This is a genomic window from Crystallibacter degradans (assembly GCF_012952295.1).
Taxonomy (GTDB): Bacteria; Actinomycetota; Actinomycetes; order Actinomycetales; family Micrococcaceae; genus Crystallibacter; species Crystallibacter degradans.
The window spans coordinates 111370-132064 of sequence record NZ_JABBCH010000005.1 but is presented as its reverse complement, the minus strand read 5'-3'; the positions used below and the strand labels follow the sequence as shown (position 1 = coordinate 132064).

13 protein-coding genes are annotated in these 20695 nt (G+C 64.2%); 4 read left to right on the top strand and 9 right to left on the bottom strand.

The genetic code is table 11. The features are described 5' to 3' along the window. Nucleotides 1-32: 32 nt before the first annotated feature. The 3 genes from HGO92_RS10800 to HGO92_RS10790 are packed head-to-tail and all read right to left on the bottom strand — an operon-like array spanning nucleotide 33 to nucleotide 4665. The gene (locus HGO92_RS10800) at nucleotides 33-1241 is read right to left on the bottom strand and encodes an alkaline phosphatase family protein (RefSeq protein WP_169994626.1); all 1209 of its coding nucleotides are present in this window, start codon (nucleotides 1239-1241) and stop codon (nucleotides 33-35) included. A gap of 1 nt (nucleotide 1242) precedes the next feature. Further along, a complete protein-coding gene (locus HGO92_RS10795; protein WP_169994624.1) occupies nucleotides 1243-1908 on the bottom strand; it encodes a DUF5998 family protein in 666 nt (221 codons plus the stop codon). Nucleotides 1909-1956: 48 nt separating this feature from the next. Further along, nucleotides 1957-4665 (bottom strand): bifunctional acetate--CoA ligase family protein/GNAT family N-acetyltransferase, encoded by a 2709-nt coding sequence (locus HGO92_RS10790; protein ID WP_169994623.1) that lies wholly within the window; start codon nucleotides 4663-4665, stop codon nucleotides 1957-1959. 47 nt (nucleotides 4666-4712) lie between these two features. Here HGO92_RS10790 and HGO92_RS10785 point away from each other — a divergent pair, with 47 nt between their 5' ends. Next, a complete protein-coding gene (locus HGO92_RS10785) occupies nucleotides 4713-7193 on the top strand; it encodes a DNA gyrase/topoisomerase IV subunit A (RefSeq protein ID WP_169994621.1) in 2481 nt (826 codons plus the stop codon). A 23-nt stretch (nucleotides 7194-7216) separates the two neighbouring features. Here the strand turns inward: HGO92_RS10785 and HGO92_RS23735 are convergent, their stop codons facing one another. Further along, nucleotides 7217-9058 carry an HNH endonuclease gene (locus tag HGO92_RS23735; RefSeq protein ID WP_240974561.1) on the bottom strand — a complete coding sequence of 614 codons (1842 nt, stop codon included), beginning with the start codon at nucleotides 9056-9058 and terminating at the stop codon, nucleotides 7217-7219. 236 nt (nucleotides 9059-9294) lie between these two features. Here HGO92_RS23735 and HGO92_RS10770 point away from each other — a divergent pair, with 236 nt between their 5' ends. Further along, nucleotides 9295-9813: a DinB family protein gene (locus HGO92_RS10770; RefSeq protein ID WP_169994620.1), complete on the top strand. Its 519-nt coding sequence runs from the start codon at nucleotides 9295-9297 to the stop codon at nucleotides 9811-9813. A 67-nt stretch (nucleotides 9814-9880) separates the two neighbouring features. Here the strand turns inward: HGO92_RS10770 and HGO92_RS10765 are convergent, their stop codons facing one another. The 4 genes from HGO92_RS10765 to HGO92_RS10750 are packed head-to-tail and all read right to left on the bottom strand — an operon-like array spanning nucleotide 9881 to nucleotide 16926. After that, the gene (locus HGO92_RS10765) at nucleotides 9881-10867 is read right to left on the bottom strand and encodes a GNAT family N-acetyltransferase (RefSeq protein ID WP_169994618.1); all 987 of its coding nucleotides are present in this window, start codon (nucleotides 10865-10867) and stop codon (nucleotides 9881-9883) included. A gap of 4 nt (nucleotides 10868-10871) precedes the next feature. Continuing rightward, nucleotides 10872-14276, bottom strand: a complete 3405-nt coding sequence (cydD, locus tag HGO92_RS10760; RefSeq protein ID WP_346768921.1) for a thiol reductant ABC exporter subunit CydD — start codon at nucleotides 14274-14276, stop codon at nucleotides 10872-10874. After that, nucleotides 14273-15292 (bottom strand): cytochrome d ubiquinol oxidase subunit II, encoded by a 1020-nt coding sequence (cydB, locus tag HGO92_RS10755; RefSeq protein WP_169994616.1) that lies wholly within the window; start codon nucleotides 15290-15292, stop codon nucleotides 14273-14275. Before cydB ends, cydD begins: the two co-directional genes overlap by 4 nt. A 47-nt stretch (nucleotides 15293-15339) precedes the next feature. Continuing rightward, on the bottom strand, nucleotides 15340-16926 hold the full coding sequence (locus HGO92_RS10750; protein ID WP_169994615.1) for a cytochrome ubiquinol oxidase subunit I: 1587 nt from the start codon (nucleotides 16924-16926) through the stop codon (nucleotides 15340-15342). A gap of 194 nt (nucleotides 16927-17120) precedes the next feature. On the opposite strand from HGO92_RS10750, the gene HGO92_RS10745 reads away from it, so the two are divergent. Next, the gene (locus HGO92_RS10745; protein WP_074702571.1) at nucleotides 17121-17507 is read left to right on the top strand and encodes a BlaI/MecI/CopY family transcriptional regulator; all 387 of its coding nucleotides are present in this window, start codon (nucleotides 17121-17123) and stop codon (nucleotides 17505-17507) included. 6 nt (nucleotides 17508-17513) lie between these two features. Continuing rightward, nucleotides 17514-18467 (top strand): M48 family metalloprotease, encoded by a 954-nt coding sequence (locus tag HGO92_RS10740; RefSeq protein WP_169994613.1) that lies wholly within the window; start codon nucleotides 17514-17516, stop codon nucleotides 18465-18467. A gap of 67 nt (nucleotides 18468-18534) precedes the next feature. On the opposite strand, the gene HGO92_RS10735 is transcribed toward HGO92_RS10740, so the two are convergent. Further along, nucleotides 18535-20646, bottom strand: a complete 2112-nt coding sequence (locus tag HGO92_RS10735; RefSeq protein ID WP_169994612.1) for a DNA gyrase subunit B — start codon at nucleotides 20644-20646, stop codon at nucleotides 18535-18537. Between the last annotated feature and the right edge of the window lie 49 nt (nucleotides 20647-20695).

Below are 20695 nucleotides of genomic sequence, written 5' to 3'. Positions count from 1 at the left end.
AGCCATCGGAGCAGCAGGGCGGCCCGAACCGGTCAGGTCCGCCGGCTCTTACTTTCCTTTAGCTGTGGTTTTTTGCCGGATGAACGGACCGTTGAGCCCAGCGTCAGTAGCGGCACGTCGCGTTCGGCCCGGGTCAATGAACCATGCTGGCCCACGACGTCCATGGCACGCTCCGATACTCTGCGCGTATCGTACAGGGCGATCGGCTCCCGCGCCGCGATCATCAGATCCCCGATCCTGGGTAGAACAGAGGCATCCACGCGGCCGAAAAGTCCATGGGCGACGGCTTCGTCCCGATTGAGAATCCAGGCATGCTTGCCGTAAGACTCACGCCATGCTGTGGTGAGTTTGTCGCGTTGCCGCTCACCGACGTCGGGCTCTAGATACAAATGCACCAGACGCGGTTCACCGCCCGTGTGGCGGACCCCCTCGACCAGTTCCGGCTGGAGGGAATAGTCGTACCGGTGTTCACGGGAGACATCCAGCATGCCGTGGTCTGCAGTCAGCAGGAGCAGCGTGTCGGCGGGCAGCTGGCCGGCCAGGCGGCGCATGTCCGAATCCAGCTCCTCCAGCGCATTGCCCCATTCCACCGACGCGCTGCCATAGCGGTGTCCGGCCTTGTCCAGCTCGTTGAAATACAGATACACCAGCGCCCGGTCCTGCCCGGCCAGGGCCTCGACTGTGGCTTGGGTCCGGGCATGACCCGTCGTCGCCGGGATGAAGGATCCACCGCGCAGCGCGGCCTGCGTCATTCCGGAGTTGGCAAACTTGGGCAGACTGACAGTCACCACGGACACGTGCTCAGCAGCACGTTCGAAGACGGTGGCATGCGGCTGCCACTTGCGCGGGTCCACTTCCGCGTCCCAGCCGCCCAGCTGGTTGACTACCTTGTCCTGCGCCGGGTCCAGCACGTCGTAGCCAACCATGCCATGCAGACCGGGCTCGAGACCGGTCCCTAAACTGGCGAGCGACGACGCCGTCGTCGATGGGAAGGCGCTGCGCAGCGTGCGCGAGTTTTCGAGGCATTTGCGCAGGAACGGCGCATGCCCGCCGCGCTGTTTGAGCAGGGCCTTGCCCAGCCCGTCCACCATAACTACACAGATGCGTCTGGCGCCGGGCAGGCCCAGGACATTCTCGAAACCCGGCACGTCAAGGGCTGCTGCCGCACTGCTGAAGACGTCGGCGATGGTGTCGCGGCCGAAGCCGGGTGCCGGGGGCAGCGGTTCGTGGTGCTGCGGCATGCTAGCGCTGGTGATGTCCGCGGGCCAGCCTGGACCCCAACCGTTGTCGCGGCTGCACCGTTTCCGCGGCCCGGACCGGGACCGGGGTGGAGGTATTGACCTTCCGCAGTGCGCGGGCAAAGCTCTTGGCGTTCCGGACGGCCTGCGCCCCGTCCGCTTCGGCGCTGACCCGCAGGACGATGTCCTCCTGCACAATGTTGCCGGTGTAGCCGTGGTCCGCATCGCACTGCGGATCCGCGCACCCTGCCGGTCCCATATCCAGGCGCTGCCCGCCTGACCAGGCGATAGCCAGCGTGAGCTCCCGGGCCTGATCCGATGGCTTGTAGTCCTGGGGCTGGGCGTAAATGTAGCTGAGCACGACGGAACGGATCTGGCTGACCGGGACCGATTCCGTGGAAATCTGCGCAACCATCTGCTGTCCGGCATCGTCCAGCTGCTGGTCGTCGACATGCGTGATCACCAGCATGTCCTCTGTCAGGACCAAGACGGTGATGTGGCGATGCACTTCGTTGCGGTCAAAATGGGTTTCCAAGTGCACCACGTGGGACAGCGGTTCGCGCTCGTCGAGGGCGTCATGAACCACATCGGCCACCATAACGGGGTAGAAACCTGCCCTGTTCAGGTCCTCGTCGAGGCTGCGCTGTTCGGTGGTTGAAGAATGGCTCATGAGTCCATTTTTGCGCAGCCGGTCAGCTAAAGCGAACTGCGCACCGTCTCAGTCCCGCATCGCGCGGCGCGCACTGTCCGTGCGCTGGGCGTGGTTGGCCAACCGCAGGTCCGCGCTGAGCACCGTCAGACCCTGCGGCGACACCAGCACGGGGTTGAATTCGAGCAAGGCGATTTCGGGATGATCGTCCTTCATCAGGGCCACGCGGTTAACGAGGTCTTCGAGCGAGGCGACGTCCACTGCCGGCAGGCCCTGGTATCCGAACAGCTTTGTTGCCGCCCGCGGACCGCGCACTAGGTCCGCCACGTCCACCGAGGTCAGCGGCGGAATCCGATGGGACCAGTCCCCCAGCAGGTTCACTGCGTCGCCTGCCAGCCCGAAGGAGACGACTGGTCCCAGCAGCGGATCTTCGATCGCTCGCACCGTGCAGGACTGGCCGGAAGGCGCCATGGCCTGGATCTCCAAACCGATGTCGCCAAACGGCTTAAGGGTCTGGCGCATGTGTTCGATGTTGTGCCGAAGCGACTCGGCATTCACGATATTGAGCCGCACTCCACCCAGATCCAGTCGCTGGCGCAGTCGCTCGTCAGTGGCTTTCAGCGCCACCGGCCAGCCCAGAGAGTCGGCAGCAGCTACCGCTTCGTCCGCCGTAGTGAAACCCGCAGACGGCAGCACCGACATCCCGTAGCACGCGAGCAGCTCGCCGGCTTGCTCCGTCGTCGTGGTGACAAGCCGCGCCCCGGAGACACCTTCGATGAGGCCGTCAATCAGTGCAGCAGCCTCCTCACGGCGCAGCCCGGTCGGCTCGACAACCTCGCCTTGGTCCCTTGCCAGCCACTCGGTGTAGCGGACTACCGCCGACAGCGCAGCGATCGCGGCACCGGGACTTGAGTAGCTGGGGACGGCAGGCTGACGCGCACCCACTTGCCCCGCGGTATCGGCGGCGAGCAGTCCTTCAACCCGCACCGCTGGATCAAGAATCCCGGTAAAGGCAGCTACTACAGGTTTGCCCGCTTCCGCGGAGCACTCCTGCAGAACCCTTGCTACATCATCCGTACCCAGTCCGACGGCGGGCAGGAGGGTAACGACGGCAGAATGCACGTCGGGTGAGCGCAGGGCCTCCATCAGCCTCCGGCGCAGCAGGTCCAAGGCAACGGACTGGCCGCTGTTCAGGTCCAAGCCCGTTTCCAGACGGGCCACCTTCAGTTCGTGGGTGGCGGCCGCATCCGCTACCACCTTGCCCAAAGCCAGCGAATTGCTGAAAACTGCCAGTCCGGGCCCCTGCGGCAGCGCCTGGCTCACGAGGATCTGGGCGATGTCCATCAGTTCTTCATTGGTTCCGACCCGGATGACTCCGGATTGGCGCAGCATCGCATCCAAAGCGCCCTGTGGAGCCTGCGTGGTCCGCACATGATGTCCAGGCGGCAGTTGCAGTCCCATGAGGTCCGATTTCGCCACAATGACCGGTTTGCTGCGGGAGAGCCTGCGGGCGATGCGCGAGAACTTTCTGGGGTTGCCGAAGGACTCGAGATACAAACCAACGGCGCTGGTAGCCGGATCATCTTCCCAGTACTGCATAACGTCGTTCCCGGAAACGTCTGCCCGGTTTCCGGCCGACAGCGTGGAAGATAGTCCGAGCCCGCGCCTTGCAGCGGCGGCATAGAGCATCACGCCGATGGCTGCGGACTGGCTGAAAAGTCCCAACGGCCCGAGCTTCGGCAGTTTCGGCGCCATCGAGGCGTTGAGCGACACTTTGGGATCGGTGTTGATGATGCCCAGCGATGCCGGCCCGATCACCCGCATGCCGTTTGCACGGGCGTTGCGAACCAGCTCCCGCTGGCGCGACAGTCCTTCAACCCGGTCATCAGCAAATCCGCCGGTGGCAACGATGAGTCCCTTCACCCCGGCATCAGCGCATTCCTGCACTACTTTGAGAACTTGGTCATAGGGGACGGCGATGATGGCCAACTGCACCTCGTGGGGCACCTCGGCGATCGTGGCGTATGAAACCAGACCTCCGAGCTCAAAAGCCTGCGGATTGATGGCATAAACGGTCCCTTGGAAGCCGCCCTCCACGATGTGCTCCAGCAGCGAAAAACCCACACTGCCCCACTCGCGGCTGGCGCCGATGACTGCTATTGACGACGGCGCCAGCAGCGCGGCGACGCTGCGCGCCTCTGCACGGTGCTCGCGCGATTCCATCACCGCTCTGGAGCGCTCCGTGGGGTCGATGTCGAATTCAAGCATCACCACGCCGTCGTCAAAACGACGCTGGACTTCATAACCGGCGTCGTTGAAAACGGTAATCATCTTGCGGTTCTCGGGCAGTACTTCGGCCGAGAACTTGCGGATGCCGTTCTCCCGCGCGGCGGCGGCCAGATGCTCCAGCAGAATAGAGCCGAGACCACGGCTCTGGTGGGTATCCGCTATGTTGAACGCGACCTCGGCTTCCGCCGGATCATCCAGCCGGTCATAGCGGCCGATTCCGATTATTTCGCTCGCAATGGTGATGACAAAGGCGACGCGGTTGCTATAGTCCACGTTGGTGAAACGCGCCAGCTCACGTGAACTGAGCTTGGACTTGTAAGTGAAGAAACGCAGATAGATTGAGCTCTCCGACTGACCTACGTGGAAGGCCTGGAGCGCCTCTGCATCCTCCGGGACGATAGGGCGTAAATGCGCTGTACCGCCGTCTCGTAGGACGACATCAGCTTCCCAGTATTCTGGATAATCAGGGGTTTGCGCCTCTTCCGCCATAGACTCACTGTAACCGTTAATAAGCAGTAAGGACCCGAGCTTTTCACATGGCCCGCCGACAGAAGACCGTTCAGGACGAACCGGACTACACCGAGAACATTGTTGACATTGACGTCACGGCCGAAATGGAAGGCTCGTTCCTGGAGTACGCCTATTCGGTGATTTATTCACGGGCGCTGCCTGATGCCCGTGACGGCCTGAAACCCGTGCAGCGGCGCATTCTGTACATGATGAGCGAGATGGGCCTGCGCCCGGACCGCGGTCACGTTAAGAGTGCACGTGTTGTCGGTGAAGTAATGGGTAAGCTGCACCCGCACGGTGACACCGCCATCTACGACGCAATGGTGCGCATGGCTCAGTCGTTCGCGCTGCGCATGCCCCTCATTGACGGACACGGCAACTTCGGTTCGCTCGATGACGGACCTGCGGCGCCCCGGTATACAGAGGCCAGACTCGCCGCGTCGGCGCTCTCGCTGACGGACCACCTGGACGAAGACGTCGTCGACTTCGTGCCCAACTATGACAACCAGATCATGCAACCGGAAGTCCTCCCGGCAGCATTTCCCAATCTATTGGTCAACGGCTCCTCAGGTATCGCCGTCGGTATGGCCACCAACATGGCCCCGCACAACCTTGGCGAAGTTATCGGCGCAGCCCAGCACCTGATCCAGAATCCGGACGCGCAACTCGATGACATCATGCGCTTTGTGCCGGGGCCTGACCTCCCCACGGGCGGCAAGATTGTCGGCCTTAGTGGTATCCGGGATGCCTACGCCACCGGCCGGGGTTCCTTTAAGACGCGCGCCACCGTCCAGGTCGAACAACTGACCGCCCGACGGACCGGGCTCGTCGTGACTGAACTGCCCTACATGGTTGGTCCGGAGAAGGTCATCGAAAAGATTAAAGACGCGGTGACGTCCAAGAAGCTTCAGGGCATCAGCGACATTGTTGACCTCACCGACCGCAGCCACGGACTGCGCCTGGTCATCGAGCTTAAGAACGGATTCAATCCCAACGCCGTACTGCAGCAGCTGTACCGCTATTCGCCGATGGAAGATTCCTTTGGCATCAACAACGTCACGCTGGTAGATGGTCAGCCCCGGACACTGGGACTCCTGGAGCTGCTCCAGGTCTACGTAGATCACCGCATCGACGTAGTCCGACGACGCACAGCCTTCCGGCTAGCCAAAAAGAAGGACCGCCTCCATCTGGTTGAAGGTCTTCTCATCGCGATCGTCGATATCGATGAGGTCATCCAGATCATCCGCGCTTCGGAAGAAACTGCCGAAGCCCGGCAGCGCCTCATCGCGGTCTTCGACCTCACCGAGATCCAAGCCAACCACATCCTCGAGCTGAGGCTGCGGCAGCTGACCAAGTTCTCCCGGATTGAGCTGGAGAAGGAACAGGAGCAGCTGCGCCAGGACATTGCGGCGCTGGAAGAAATCCTGAACTCCGAGCCCAAACTGCGCCAGCTGGTTTCGGATGAACTCGGCGAAGTCGCAGCCAAATACGCCACTCCCCGGCGGACGGTCTTGCTCGAATCGGAAGCCACAGGAGCGCTTACCGGTGCCACCGCGGCACCTGCGAGCAAGAATGGAGCCAAAGCGCCCGTCCAGCTGGAGATCGCCGACGATCCCTGCTGGGTGATCCTCTCGGCCTCAGGGCAATTGGCGCGGACAGCCAATCAGGATGAGTTGCTCGACGGCGGCCAACGCGTCAAGCACGATGTCTTCACCTCAGTGGTCAAAACCTCGGCGCGGGCCGAGATCGCCGCCGTTACGTCCCTGGGACGTATGCTCCGGCTGCAGGTGGTGGACATGCCGGCCCTCGCTCCGTCTGCGGGAGTTCCGAATCTGACCGGCGGTGTCCCTGCTCGGGAATTCATCACGCTGGCCAAGGGGGAAACCCTGGTGGCCTTGGCGCCGCTGAACGCCGTTCTCGCCATTGGTACGGCCCGGGGAATCGTCAAACGAGTCAGCCCGGACTATCCGCTCAATCGTGAGGACTGGGACATCATTTCGCTCAAGCCCAAGGACTACATCGTGGGTGTAACGGCAGCTGCCGAGGGCGATGATCTGGTCTTCATGACCAGGCAGGCCAGATTCTTGCGCTTCGCGGCAGCCACAGTCCGACCTCAAGGCCGGACGGCCGGAGGCATGGCAGGCATCAAGCTGACTGAAGACGACGACGTGGTGTTCTTCGGCGCTGTGGATCCTGACGATGCCGCCGCCGTCGTCGTCACTATTGCTACAACGGCCCAAGCATTGCCCGGCACGTCCCCGGGATCTGTGAAGGTCACCGCACTCGAGGAGTTCCCAGCCAAGGGCAGGGCCACGGCCGGGGTGAGAGCGCATCGCTTCCTTAAGGGCGAAGACCAGCTCAGCCTGGGCTGGGCAGGCCATGGTCCGGCTAAGGCCTCCGCGACAAGCGGCGTAACTCGTTCACTGCCCACTGAACATGGGCGTCGGGACGGCTCTGGCATTCCGTTGTCGCAGACGGTGGACGCAGTCGGTCCGAGCCTGTCCTGACGCGCCCTTCGTCCCTCTGCCGGTCACGCCGCGCGGTAATAGATGAAATCAGTCCGTCCGGTGATAGCGGGATATCGTAAGGGCGTTGGGTGCGGTTCCTCGGCGGCTAGCTCTTCCACTGCCTCCAGAAGTGCGTCTTCCTGGGGAACAGGCATCGATTCCACTTCAGGCGGCAGCCCTTCCAACTGTGGATTCAGCGTCGGCTTCCGCTTCTCGCCGGCATTGGTCTCCAGTGGTGTGCCCGGCAGTGCTGGTGCGGTTGACACGTAGGTGTGTCCGCTCGGGGTGGTTGTTTCCACGGTGTGCCGTGGACCGGGGACCCTTTGGGCGTGCCAGCCGTCGGTTTCCTTCGCCAGGTTACACGCTTCACATAGCCCTTGCCCGTTGATCTCGCTGGTCTGCCCGGCGTCACGCCAGGGCACGACGTGGTCGTGGTGGCGGATCGGTGCGTCGCACCACGGCGTGCGGCAGAGCTGGTCCCTGGCCTGGATCATGCGTTGCATCCCGGCCGGCATCAACCGCGCCCGCGAATCCATGCCCAGCAACTGTCCCGTGCCCGGCGCCGTATACAGCCGGCGCACCCACACTTCCACCTCGGACTCATCGGCCCCATCGCCGGGCGCTCTTCGCACCGAACCCGGCGGCCCGGCTGCCGGCCGGGTTGCGGTACCGGTTGCTTCGGTGGTTCCGGTGTCTGCGGTGTCGGCACCTGCATCGTTGGCCGGTACCGTTTCGGCTGTGTCTGGCGGGCCGGAACCGGCAGCGCCGTCTCCGTTGCCGGCATCCGCTGCGCGGGTAACGATCTTGTCTTCGTCGGCGCCGTTTATCGGATTGCCGACCGCTGGGTGATCTGTGCCGCCGTTCCCAGCGGCGCCCTTCATCGGCTTACTGTCGGCGGAGGCGTCCTTGCCGCCGTTCGCGTTGTCGTGGTCGGTGTTGTCGGTGCGGAGGAGGTCGCGGGCCCATTGGGCGGGGACGATGCCGTAGCCGGTCAGGTGGGCCGGTTCGGAGTCGCCTTGGAACAGGGTGCGGTCGGTCATGACCAGCTGCACCTCGATTTTTGCGGGGTTCTCCGCGGGCTGGCCGGTGACGCGTTCGACGAGGATGTCGGCCATGAGCTGGCCCCGGCCTCGTTCATCGCCCTGCGCCTTCAGCCGGTCGGCTTCCTTGGCCAGGGCCGCGTGGACGGCCACGCCCTGTACCACCGGCAGCAGGCAGGACACCTGGGCCATGGTGTCCGGCGCGGGACGGCAGGAGACATGGCGTTCGGTTTCGGCTTTCGCGGCCCGGCGGACCACCGACAGTGGGTCCAGCCGCAGTGCGGCCTGCTTCGCCATGGCCCCGATCTGTTTGTCCCCGCAGCCGCGCAGCGTTTTCGGATCAGAACACAGCTCCCGGTCCACGCGGCGGCGGTCTTCCACGCTCAGGCAGGCGGTTTCGCCGACCAGGATGGTCGCCCGCCACTCGTTCAGCCGGCCCTCCGCCAGCGCCGCATACGAGTGCGGCATCTCCCTGATCAACGCGGTGGCCATCCCCAGGTGCTTACCGCCCCGGTTGGGCGAGTCCTTCCGCGCCAGGCCGATCTCCTTCGCCAGCCCCCGGCCCCGCTTCTCCGCCGCGACCCCCGCGGCAGCGCGGGTTTCCCGGCGGGACGCAACAAACGCCTCCGTCTCCCGGGCCTGCGCGGCAGCCGCGGCGGCTTTAAGTTCCTCCATGGCGGTGATCCGGTCAATCCGCACCCCCTCGGAGACGTCCTGGTCCATGTTCGCCAGTTCCAGAATCGCGGCCCGGACCAGTACAGCACCCGGATCACCGGGAACCGGCTTCACCGGATCCATCTCCGCTGGAACGATTGACTCGAACATACTTTCGATTCTAGCGCGGGGTGATGGAGCACACAATACTTATTCAGGACCTGTTCAAAGGATGCTGGCACCCACCTAGCCCGCCATGCCCGGAGCGTCCATCAGACCGAGCACGTCCGACTCCCCCGGGCCAACTCGATTTCACTGCGATCCAGAAGTAGTGCCTGGCACAGGTCATCGCCACCTCGTCTGCGCCGGCAGGCACCGCACCAGTGCCTGCTGGATAGACTGGCCGCATGGCGATCATTCCTGACACAAAAGACTGGACCTGGGTTACCGAGCAGCCATGCCCGGACTGTGGTTTTGACCCCGCGGGCGTCACTCCGGATCGGGTAGGTCCTGCTGTCCGGGAAAGCATCCCGCGTTGGCAATCTGTGCTTGCGCGTCCGCAGGTTGCTGAGCGCGGCGACGAGTCGGTGTGGTCGGGTTTGGAGTACGGAGCCCATGTCCGCGATGTCTGCAGGGTCTTCGAAGATCGCTTAGCCCTAATGCTGTCGCGCGACAATCCAAGCTTCGCTGATTGGGACCAGGATGCTGCCGCGGTTGAGAACGACTATGCCCGGCAGGATCCGCGTGAGGTCTCACAAGAGCTTGAAGGCGCCGCGCGGTCCGTTGCAGCAGCCTTCGCCGCCGTCGCAGTCGATCAGTGGGAGCGCCAGGGCCTGCGCAGTAACGGCTCCGTATTCACCGTAACCAGCCTGGGAGCATACTTCCTCCATGATGTGCTCCACCACTTGAACGACGTCAACGGCTGACTCAGGGCCGACGCTTCCATCAGGCAACTTATACCAAGGCAACTCACATGAATCCAGTTCCACCATGTCAGGTGAGCTGCTTCTCGTACGCCAGATCCCTCTTGGTTGGCGAGTAGCCCATCCGGCTGTAAAGGCCCAGGGCGCCGCTCGGATTTTCGGTGTCTACGCCCAGCCCGGCGTTCTCCATGCCCCCGGCCTTGAATCGACGCATGGCCTCAGCCAGCAGGGCAGGCGCAAATTTCCGGCCGCGCCAGGCCCGCCGAACACCGAGCAGGTCAGTGAACCCTTCGTCATGCCCGGCTTGGAGGCGGTAGTCCGGATCAAAACTGGCTAACTGGTACGCCACAGTTTCCCCGGTAGCAGTCTCGATGATGGACATGCTCCACTCAGGCTTGAGCTGCGGGTGGCTCACCACAAACTTCCATTTCTGCTCGTCCTTTGGCTCGCTGCCCCAATGGTCGGCAAAGGCCTCATTGTGAGCGAGTCGTACCGCTTCGCTCTGGTCAGGATTGAGCGTAGCGAACACAAATCCATCCGGCAGCGCCAGCTCCGGTATCGGATCAGCAAGCGAACGGGTCATCTCCGTGAAATAGCGGACAACCTTCGCGCCAACGGTCCCCATCAGCGCGTTGTGCGCCAAATCCCGCTCCTCCGTATACGTGCGCAGGACTCCGCCGCTTATGCCGGCAGCCAGGAACCGACGGCGCTGGCATTCTTCCTGCCATCGGTAGACCGCCCGCCCGATCCCGCGCTGTCGCCACTGCGGGTCCACACCGCCCCACGTGTGTGCGGTGGCCGAACCGGTGTTGGCCTTGACCGCGCCCACGGCGCGGGCAGTCCCGTCGGCATCAGTCCCGATCAGGGTGGTCACGGCCGGATCGTTCGCCGCCGATTCAAAGGCCTCTTCTAGGTCCGCGCGCGCTTCCACCCATACCGGTTTGTCCACTTCGGCCATGCGCCGGATCAAGGCGTGCCAGTTGTCGATGTCGGCAGGTGTCATGGGTCGCCAGTCCAGGCGTGCGTCGAGGTAGTCAGGAAGCGCCGAGCTGCTCATGCCTTTAGGCTAAAGCAGGCAGCGGCGCCGGGGAACCCAGTTCCAGCCGCAGCTCGCACAACTCCGCCTCGGAAGGCCGGTGGGTGACCATGACTACCGCCTTGCCCGCAAGCGCCGCGCGGAGGTCGGCCAGCAGCGCTACCGCAGATTCACGGTCCAGATGCGCCGTCGGCTCGTCCAGCAGCAGCACCTCCGCGTGGGTCAGCAGCGCACGGGCCACCGCGACGCGTTGGCGCTGCCCACCGGAGAGGAAATGCCCGTTCGGCCCAATACGGGTATCAAGTCCGTCCGGCAGGCCTGCAACGAAGCTACCAAGGCCGACGTCGTCAATCGCCTTGAGCAGCTCGGCTTCCGATGGAGGATCGGCTTTGCTGCGCGCCAGCATCAGGTTCGCGCGCAAGGTCGAGTTGAACAAGTGGGCTTCCTGCGGCGTCCAGGCAATGCCTCTGCCGGCGCCCGGTGTAACGGACTCCACCGGCTGGCCGTTCACCAGATACCGGCCCTGCTCCGGCTGAAGGAACCCGAGCAGCACGCCCAGCAGGGTCGACTTCCCGCTGCCGGACGGGCCGGTCACCGCCAGCCACTGCCCCGGCCGCAGCTCGAGGTCCAGTCCGCTGAAGACGGGACGGGACTGCCCGGGATAGGAATACGAAACCTGCTCAAGGCTTAGCGAGGCGAACTCCCCGCGCACCTGGGAATCCTCGATGCTGTTGGAAGGTAGGTCCTCGGTACCCAGTTCCGGCAGCACCCGCTCCCCCAGCCCGCGCCAGGCGCCCCATTGCTGGACGGCGGTATTGACTGCCGCGTAGGGCTCGACCAGCGCCAACTGCATCAAAATCACGACGGCGGCGGCTCCGGGCACTGCTCCAGCAGACTGGGTAACCATCACCAGGGCGGTGAGCGAACAAGCCAGGACCGTCAGGCACTGGCCGAGTCCCTGCGCCCACGCGCTATGCTGCAGCGCCGCCGTCGTTCTGGAATCCAGGTCCTGGGTCCGCTTCAGCAGCGATGCCTCCGCGGCATTGGCCCGCAGATCCGCGGCCGCACCAAGCAGGCGTGCAAAAGCGTTCAGCGACTCCCCCTTGAGGCCTACCGTCGCGGCCTGCGCAGAACGGTCGGCCAGGCGGGTCAGGGTGGGCGCCACGAGAATCCCGACGGCGGCGAGCAGTATCTGCCACACCAGGCCGGACGGCAGCAGCAGCGCGGTAGCCACGCACGACGCCACGGCGGTCAAGACTCCCACCAACGGCGCGAACACTGCGCGCGGGGCGACGTCGCGCAATTCATCGACGTCGCCGATCAGCCGTTCCAGAGCTCCCCCGCCCCGGGCAAGTTTCCGCCAGCCGGCCGGACGCTGCAGCAGCCCGTTCCACAGGCGGGTCCGTAGCCGGTCCGTACTTTGGAAGACGGCATCATGCAGGCGCAGGCGCTCGTGATAGCGCAGCACGGAACGGCCCAGGCCGAAGAACCGCACCCCGACTATGGAGGTCATCAGATACAGGATCGGCGGCTGCTCGCTGGCGTAGACGATGAGCCAGCCGGACAGGCCGCTCAGCGAGACCGCGAACAGCGTAGCGCCCAGCCCCAAGAGCAGCGCGGCAACAAACGGCCTGCTCCAGGGGCGCAGCATTGCCAGGTTCCGCCACAGGGACGGCCGCTGTGCAGGTTCGCCCTCATCGACGGCGCCCCGGACGGCGACAGTTGCTTCGGCTTCCGGTCCGGCTGCCGGAGCCGGATGTGTGGCTCCCCAGGCATGACTGGCGCCGGCACCGATCTCAATCAACTGGTCCGCAAGTCCTGCGGTGGCGGGATCGTGTGCCACCAGGACTATGGTGATGCGTCCGCGCAGCCGCTTCAGGGCGTCTTCGATGGCGCGGGCACTGGTCGCATCGACGTGGGCGGTCGGTTCGTCTGCCAGCAGCAACCGCACTCCGGGCACGTTGTCCACCCGGGCCAGGGCGCGGGCCACGGCGACCCGCCGCAGTTCGCCCGGGCTGAGGTCACCGGTGGCCGCGTCGATCAAAGCGGTCCCGTTGACCTGTGACAGCGCACGCTCGGCAGCCTGTCGCCCCGCGGGAGAAGCCGGCAGGCCGGCATACAGTGCGATCTCGTCCGCCACAGTCAGCTCCGCCGGCACCGGGTGCTGCGGAATCCAGGCAATCTGGTCCGCGCCGACTCCTGCCACGGAGCCGGCAACCGCCGCACCCGCCCCGTCCCGCCGTACACCGGCCAGCACCTCCAGGACAGAGGTTTTGCCGCAGCCGCTGGGGCCGGCCAGGGCCGCGATTCCGCCGGCAGCAACGTTGAAGTCCAGCCCATCGACCACAGCTTCCGCACGCCCCGGATAGCGGATGCTCAAGTTCGACACGGCAATGTCCCCCGAACCCGCTTGCGCATCAGCGCGCACCAGTGGCCGGCCTGCCGGCGAGCCGAGCACCGCGTTGCTGCGTTTGAGCGCTTCGAGTCCATCCTCGCTGGAATGGTGCGCACTGCCCAGATCGCGCAGCGGCTGGTAGCACTCGGGAGCCAGAATCAGGGCGAGCAGGCCGGCTTCGAGCGGCATCTCGCCGTGCACCAGCCGCACGCCGATGAACACCGCGACGACGGCCACCGAAATGGTGGCAATCAGTTCCAGCGCCAGCGAAGACAGGAACGCGACGCGCAGGGTGGCCAGGGTGCGGCTGCGGTACTCGGCGGCAACGTCGCCCAGCGCCCGCGTCTGGGCAGCGGCACGGCCGAGTCCAACGAGTACCGGCAGCCCGCGGGCCAGTTCCAGCAGGTGGTCCGAGAGCCGGTCCAACGCCGCGGCGGCTTCCTGGGCCTTGTCCTCGGTGTGCTGGCCGATCAGAATCATGAAGACCGGCACCAGCGGGATGGTCAGCACCACAACCAGCGCACTGATCCAGTCCGCACCAAGAATGCGCAGACCAACCAGCAAAGGCACGACGGCGCAGGTAACCAAGGCGGGAAGGTACTTGCTGTAGTAGTTATCCAGCGAATCCAGACCGCGCGTCACCAGGACGGTCAGGGCGCCGCTCCCTGCGCCAACGCCCGCGCTGCTGTCTGCCGCGCGGGCTTCAGTACTGTTCCCAGCGCCGGCCGCGGCGTTTGCCCCGCCGTCGTCGATAATCCGCCGGGTCAGGTCCGCGCGCAGCTCCTGCTTGACGCCGGCGGCGGCGCGTTGGGCCACCGTTTCCTGAGCCCATACGGACAGCGAACGCACCACAGCGCCGGCCGCTCCCAGCACCATAACGTGCTGCGCGTCGAGGGCGCCGGCGGCCAGTCCGGCAATTCCGCTGGCGACGGCGTCGGCCAGCAAAATGAGACCAAGCGCCTTGCACGCGGCCAGCAGGCCCAGCAGATAGAGCGCCCGCCTGCTCGTGGCGCTGACGGGAAGCAGGGGCTTCACTGCGGGACGACGGCGTGGGCAGCCGGAATCGACGAGGCACTGACGCGCTTGCGGAACACCCAGTAGGTGTAGCCCTGGTACACCAGTACTGCCGGAATCCCGAAGGCGGCAATAACGCTCATCACGCCCAGAGTGTATTCCGACGAGGACGCGGAAGTGACGGTCAGGTTGTAGGCGGAGTCGATGGTGGACGGCAGCACGTTCGGGAACACCGCGGTGAAAATGGTCGCGGTGCCCGCCAGCAGGAAGACACCCAGGCCCCCGAAACTCCAGCCGTCCCGTTCCCGCCGGGCCATCATCCACGCGAACGCGGCGCCGAGGACGGCCAGCAGCAGCGTCACATAGGTGACGGATTTGCCGCCGGCCACCACTACCGCGACGGCCCACAGCGCCAGCGGCAGCAGGGCGACAGGCAGCCAGCGAAGCAACAGCTTGCGGGCACGGGTCCGGATGTCGCCGTCGGTCTTCAGCGCCAGGAACGCTGCCGCGTGCACAATGCAGAAGAAGACAACTGCCAGACCGCCGAGGACCGCATAGCCGTTGAACCAGGCAAAGGGGCCGCCCACCCGGTCCCCGTTTTCGTTCAAGGGCAGCCCCGTGGTGGTCAGCGCCAGCATGGCTCCGACGCCGAAGGCGGCCACGAGGGAGCCAAGGACAATGGCCCAGTCCCAGGCGTTGCGCCAGCGGTCGGAGTCCATCTTGCCGCGGTACTCGAAGGCAACCGCGCGGAAGATCAAGGCGAGCAGCACGAAGACCAGCGGCAGATACAGGGCAGAGAACAGGGAAGCGTACCAGTGCGGGAAAGCGGCGAAGGTGGCGGCACCGGCCGTGACCAGCCAGACCTCGTTGCCGTCCCAGACCGGTCCTACGGTATTCAGCAGCACTCGGCGCTCGGTGTTGTTGCGGGCAAAACCGCGCATGAGCATGCCGACGCCCAGATCAAAGCCCTCCAGGAACAGGTAGCCGGTCCAGAAGAAGGCAATGATGATGAACCAAAGAGTAGGCAGGGTTTCCATTTCAGTTCTCCAGACTGTCCGGATCGGATACGGCCGCGCGGTTGTCCTCAGTAAGCAAAGGCAAGCACATCGTCGTCGTCCTTCCGCTTGCCGGGGCCCTCGTCACCGTCGTCATCTTTGTCCTCGTGCAGCAGTTCGGGCATGGCAGATGGCACCCCGCCGCGGCAGTAGGCGAAGAGCAGTTTCACTTCCACCACCAGCAGCACGCCGTACACCAGGGCGAAGGCCGCCAGCGAAAAGACAAGCTCGGCCAGTGAGACGCCCGGCGAGACCGCGGCAGCTGTGAACATGAAGACATTGTCGATCCCGTTCGGATCAGGGTTGGGCGCGACGACGAAGGGCTGGCGGCCCATTTCGGTGAAGATCCAGCCGGCTGAGTTGGCGCCGAACGGGGCCAGAATCCCGAACACAGCCAGGCGCATCAGCCACTTGGACTGTGGCACGGTCCCGTTGCGTACAATCCACAGCGCAACCAGGGCGGCGCCAGCGGCCAGCATGCCGAAGGTAATCATCATTCGGAAACCCCAGTAGGTAACCTCCATGACAGGGACATAGTCGATTTCAGTTCCGGCGCGCTCGCCGTAGATCGGGTTGTCCGGCAAATGGGTGCCGAATTTCTCCTGGTACTCAGGCAGGAGCGAATTGATTCCGCGGATTTCGGTGGTGAAATCGCCGTTGGCCAGGAAGGACAGCAACCCCGGCAGTTCGACAACCGCAACCAGATCATCACAGTCATTGGAACCCAGATCACCGACGGAGAGGATCGAAAATCCTGTCCCGTCATGGCACGCCGCCTCGGCCGCAGCCATCTTCATTGGCTGCTGTTCAAACATGAGCTTGGACTGCAGATCACCGGTCAGGGCGACCCCGCCGAACGAAACCATAGCGACGACGGCGCCGATCCGCAGGGAGCGCAGCCAGACTCTATGGTCCGCGGCGTCGCGGCCGATGGCAGGCCTGGAGCCAACAATAACCTTGCCGTCGGGGCCCACGGTGTCGATCCCGTCACGGCGGCGCTTCCACAGGTGGTACCAACTGATGCCGAGCAGGAAGCCGCCGGCCACGGAGAACGCTCCGAAAAGGGTGTGCGGGTAGGCCACAAGCAGCGTGTTGTTGGTGAGGACGGCCCAGATATCGACCATGACAGGACGGCCGTCGATCATTTCGACGCCGACCGGGTGCTGCATCCAGGAGTTGGCCGCGAGGATGAAGTAGGCCGAGCCCATGGTTGCCAGCGATGCAGCCCAGATGCTCAGCAGGTGAATGGCCTTAGGGAGCCGGCCCCAGCCGAAGATCCACAGGCCGAGGAAGATCGACTCGACGAAGAAGGCCAGCAGCGATTCCAGCGCCAGCGGCGCACCGAAGACATCTCCGACAAAGCGGCTGTATTCACTCCACGCCATCCCGAACTGGAATTCCTGCACCAGGCCGGTGGCCACGCCCATAATAAAGTTGATCAGGAAAAGTTTGCCCCAGAACTTGGTCATCCGCAGGTACTGGTCCTTGCCAGTCCGGTACCAAGCTGTCTGCATTACGGCCACCGTCAGGCCGAGGCCGATGGTCAACGGCACCATCAGGAAGTGGTAGACGGTGGTGACGCCGAATTGCCAGCGGGCGATTTCCAGGGCTTCCACGATAAATACCCCTTCGGGACGAGCCGGCACAGGCTAAAGCGTCGGCGGGACACATTTCTACAAGCCGTAGAAGTACAAGTTTCTACGTAGTGTAGAACAATTTCTGCAAACGCGGTAAATTAGAGAGTGAGACCACATCCCGGCAGCCTGAGCCGCCGGGTCGAGCAGCTAGTTTGGTAGGACGAGGGAAATAGATGGCAACTCTTGGGGAGCTGGAACGCGCGGTTATGGACCTGCTGTGGCAGGCCGACTCGGAAGATCCAGCGGAGATCGCTTTTACCGCAAACGCCCTGCGCGACCGTCTGGCACGGAAAACGGATTCAAGCCCGGATGGCAAGGAACTGGCAGTAACGACTGTGCTCACAGTGTTGTCCCGATTGGAGAAGAAGGGCCTGGTACAGCGCGAACGGGACATCCGTCCGCACCGCTATCGTGCAGTGACCAGCCGTGAGGAACACACGGTGGAGTTGATGAACGAGGTGCTTGGATCGGCGCCGGACCGCGAGGCCGTTCTCGCTAAATTCATCGGCAGCGTTTCCGAACAGGAAGCCGAAACCCTGCGTAAGCTGCTGACTGCGTAGCCCTTAGTGTTCTGGGCCTCGTACCTCCTGGCCGCCATGGCGGTCATTTTGGCGTGGCCGGTGCCGGTTTTGCTCGCCCGGGCAAAGTGGACCGCACGAGCACCCGTCACGGCCTTGGTGCTGTGGCAAGCCATCGCGCTGGCCGGCGGGCTCTCTATGATCGGCGCCATGCTGACATGGGGGCTGGAACCGCTGGGCGAGAACCTCCTGGCCGGGCTTCAAGGGCTGGCAGGGCTGCTGGTTAGTTACGCGCCGGCACCGGGCCTGGACCTGATCCATGTCTTCGCGCTCAGCGCTGCCCTGCTGCTGGGCGTACATCTGGTCTTTACGCTGCTGCTGACTTATTACCGGATCCGCAAGCAACGCAACAAGCACCGTGACCTGCTGAACCTGCTCAGTTCTCCGGTCAAAAACTCTCCCAAGACCCTGGTGATCAGCCATCCCGCACCTGTTGCGTATTGCCTCCCCGGTGGAGCTGGCTCCGTTACAGTGCTCTCGGAAGGTCTGTTGGAGCTGCTCCGGCCCGAAGAGCTCGAGGCGGTTCTGAACCATGAGCGCGCCCATCTGAACCAGCGCCACGACCTCCTGCTGTGGGCCTTTGCCGCCTGGCGCTCCGCGCTTCCCTGGCTGCCGACATCGCAGCTCGCGCAGCAGGCCGTCAACGAACTGATCGAGATGCTCGCGGATGACGGGGCACTCAGAACCGCGAACAGGGAAACCTTGATCCGCGCCGTGGCCGTGGTGGCTAGCGGCGAAAGGCCGTCCGGCGTCGGCGCTCCGGCCAAAGAGTTGCTGACCCCGGAAGAGTCTGAGGCCCTGAGCACTGCCCACCGGTTGCACCGGCTGCTGTCGCCGTCGCCGCCCCTGGGCAAGCCAGCGCAAGCAATGGTGCTGGGCTGCTCGGCCTTGCTGCTGGCCGTGCCGACCGTCCTGCTCCTGGCCCCGGGGCTGGCCGGGTAGCAGCAGAACGGTCGCTCCACTCCAGGTTGCCCGCAGGCGGCTTCCCCGTTTGCAGGCCTGACCGTCGTTAGGCGTCGATCCGCTCGCGGTCCAGCATGGCTGCACCGGCAACAATGAACTCCTTGCGCGGCGCCACGTCCGAACCCATCAGCAGGTCAAAAGCGCGCTCGGCGGCCTCGGCATGCTCGATGCCGACACGCCGCAAGGTCCGGTGCCGCGGGTCCATGGTTGTTTCGGCCAACTGGTCGGCGTCCATTTCGCCCAGGCCCTTGTACCGCTGGATTGGCTCCTTGTAATTCCGGCCGCTCTTCTCCAGTTCCGCCAGCAGGCGCAATAGTTCATTCTCCGAGTAGGTATAGACGAGCTCGTTGGCCTTCGACCCGTGATTGATTACTTCCACCCGGTGCAACGGTGGCACCGCGGCGTAGACCCGGCCGTCTTCAACCAGCGGGCGCATGTAGCGGAAGAAAAGCGTCAGCAGCAGCGTACGGATATGCGCGCCGTCGACATCGGCGTCGGTCATCAGAATGACCTTGCCGTAACGGGCGGCGTCAAGCTGGAAACTGCGGCCCGAACCGGCGCCCACCACCTGGATCAACGCGGCGCACTCGGCGTTGGCAAGCATGTCACCCACCGAGGCTTTCTGGACGTTAAGGATCTTGCCGCGGATCGGCAGCAGCGCTTGATGGTCCGAGGAACGGGCCAGCCGCGCGGTCCCCAGTGCGCTGTCACCTTCGACAATGAAGAGCTCGGAGCGTGCCACATCATCCGTACGGCAATCCAACAGTTTCGCTGGCATCGAGGACGTTTCCAAGGCGTTCTTGCGCCGCTGCGTTTCCTTGTGCACGCGCGCGGAGATGCGCGACTTCATCTCGCTGACAACCTTTTCCAGCAACAGCGCAGACTGGGCCTTGTCTCCCCTCGCCGTGGAGGTGAGCTTCGCCTGGATTTCCTTTTCCACCACGCGCGAGACGATATTGCGGACAGCTGAGGTACCGAGGATTTCCTTGGTCTGCCCCTCGAACTGCGGTTCGGCCAGCCGAACGGTCAGCACGGCAGTCAGGCCTGCGAAGACGTCATCCTTTTCGATCTTGTCATTGCCGGCCTTGAGCTTGCGCGAATTGGCTTCAATAACCTTGCGGAAGGTTTTCAGCAGGGCCTGTTCGAAACCGGTCTGGTGCGTGCCGCCCTTCGGCGTGGCGATGATGTTGACGAAGCTGCGGACGCTTGTGTCATAGCCAATGCCCCAGCGAAGGGCGATGTCCACCTCGCAGTCCCGTTCAACCTCCGCCATCCGGCTGTGGCCCTTTTCGTCCAGCACCGGCACGTTTTCCTTGAATTTGCCGGAGCCGTGGACACGCCAAACATCGGTGACCGCGCTGTCGTTGGAGAGATAATCGACGAACTCGGCGATCCCGCCGTCGTGCTGGAAGACCTCTTCGATCGGCCCGTTTTCTCCCGGCGTACCGGGCAGTTGGCGTTCGTCGCGCAGCGTGACGCGAAGTCCGGGAACCAGGAAGGACGTCTGCCGCACACGGGCCTGCAGCTCCTCATAGGAGAACTTGGCATCAGCTGTGAATATCTGACGGTCCGCCCAGTAACGGATCCGTGTACCAGTGACGCCCCGCTTGGCTTTGCCCACCACTTCGAGCGTGGAGCTCTGCAGAAAAGGCTCGAACTTCGAATCGGGGCTGGGGTGCTTGCCCGTGTCGGCGAAATGCCCGGGCTCACCCCGGCGGAAGGACATCTGGTACGTCTTGCCGCCGCGGTCCACCTGGACATCCAAGCGTGCTGAGAGGGCGTTGACCACACTGGCGCCGACCCCATGCAGACCGCCGGATGCTGTGTAGGAACCTCCGCCGAACTTTCCGCCGGCGTGCAGTTTGGTGAAAACTACTTCGACGCCGGTCAGGCCGGTTCGCGGTTCAACGTCAACAGGAACGCCGCGGCCGTCATCGTGGATTTCCACTGACCCGTCCGGATGCAAGATGACAGTGATGCTCTGGCCGAACCCGGCCAAGGCCTCATCCACTGAGTTGTCAATGATTTCCCAGAGGCAGTGCATGAGCCCTCGCGAATCCGTGGACCCGATGTACATGCCTGGGCGCTTGCGGACAGCTTCCAGTCCCTCGAGGACGGAAAGATGGCGGGCTGTGTAATCGGAACTCGGTGGCGCCACTGAACTAGGAACTCCTTGGCCATACGAAAAGTGAACTCAAACATCCCGG

What these genes read in the sequence shown, in the direction of transcription:
- HGO92_RS10800 (WP_169994626.1), bottom strand. Translation starts at nt 1,241, where the DNA reads ATGCCGCAGCACCACGAACCGCTGCCCCCGGCACCCGGCTTCGGCCGC.
- HGO92_RS10795 (WP_169994624.1), bottom strand. Translation starts at nt 1,908, where the DNA reads ATGAGCCATTCTTCAACCACCGAACAGCGCAGCCTCGACGAGGACCTG.
- HGO92_RS10790 (WP_169994623.1), bottom strand. Translation starts at nt 4,665, where the DNA reads ATGGCGGAAGAGGCGCAAACCCCTGATTATCCAGAATACTGGGAAGCT.
- HGO92_RS10785 (WP_169994621.1), top strand. Translation starts at nt 4,713, where the DNA reads ATGGCCCGCCGACAGAAGACCGTTCAGGACGAACCGGACTACACCGAG.
- HGO92_RS23735 (WP_240974561.1), bottom strand. Translation starts at nt 9,058, where the DNA reads ATGTTCGAGTCAATCGTTCCAGCGGAGATGGATCCGGTGAAGCCGGTT.
- HGO92_RS10770 (WP_169994620.1), top strand. Translation starts at nt 9,295, where the DNA reads ATGGCGATCATTCCTGACACAAAAGACTGGACCTGGGTTACCGAGCAG.
- HGO92_RS10765 (WP_169994618.1), bottom strand. Translation starts at nt 10,867, where the DNA reads ATGAGCAGCTCGGCGCTTCCTGACTACCTCGACGCACGCCTGGACTGG.
- cydB (WP_169994616.1), bottom strand. Translation starts at nt 15,292, where the DNA reads ATGGAAACCCTGCCTACTCTTTGGTTCATCATCATTGCCTTCTTCTGG.
- HGO92_RS10745 (WP_074702571.1), top strand. Translation starts at nt 17,121, where the DNA reads ATGGCAACTCTTGGGGAGCTGGAACGCGCGGTTATGGACCTGCTGTGG.